Here is a 502-nt window from a genome sequence, read left to right on the forward strand (position 1 = left end):
GCTGGGGCTGCGTGCCCCGCAGTTGCACGGCGGTCCCGGACGCCAGGACCCGGCCGACGTGGAGAATCACCATGGCGTCGCACAACCTGTCGACCAGATCCAGCTGGTGGGACGAGAAGAGCACCGGGACTCCCCGTGCCGTGTACTCACGCAGTAGGTCAACCATGGAGTCGACGGCCGTGGGGTCCAGTCCGGAGAACGGTTCGTCGAGCACGAGCGCCTGCGGTTGATGCAGGAGGGCGGCGGCGACCTGGACGCGCTGCTGATTACCCAGGGACAGGGTCTCCAACTTGTCCTTGACGCGGTCCCCCAGGTTGAAGTGGTGCAGGAGTCGTTGGGCCTCGGCCAGCGCGGCCTGTCGGGACATCCCACGCAACTGACCCAGGTAGCCCAATTGATCGAGGATCCCCTGTTTGGGGTAGAGCCCGCGTTCTTCGGGCATGTACCCGAATCTGACACGGTCCTGCGCGGTGATGGCGTCCCCGTCCCAGAGGACCTCTCC

At 66.1% G+C, this 502-nt stretch carries 1 protein-coding gene; it reads right to left on the reverse strand.

Annotated elements, in window-relative coordinates; all coding sequences use genetic code 11:
• Window positions 1–502, reverse strand: a 502-nt coding sequence (locus GTW58_RS14195; protein WP_168023671.1) for an ABC transporter ATP-binding protein, incomplete at both ends; no start/stop codon positions are given.

The organism is Kocuria subflava, assembly GCF_012163155.1.
In the GTDB taxonomy this organism is placed as follows: domain Bacteria; phylum Actinomycetota; class Actinomycetes; order Actinomycetales; family Micrococcaceae; genus Kocuria; species Kocuria subflava.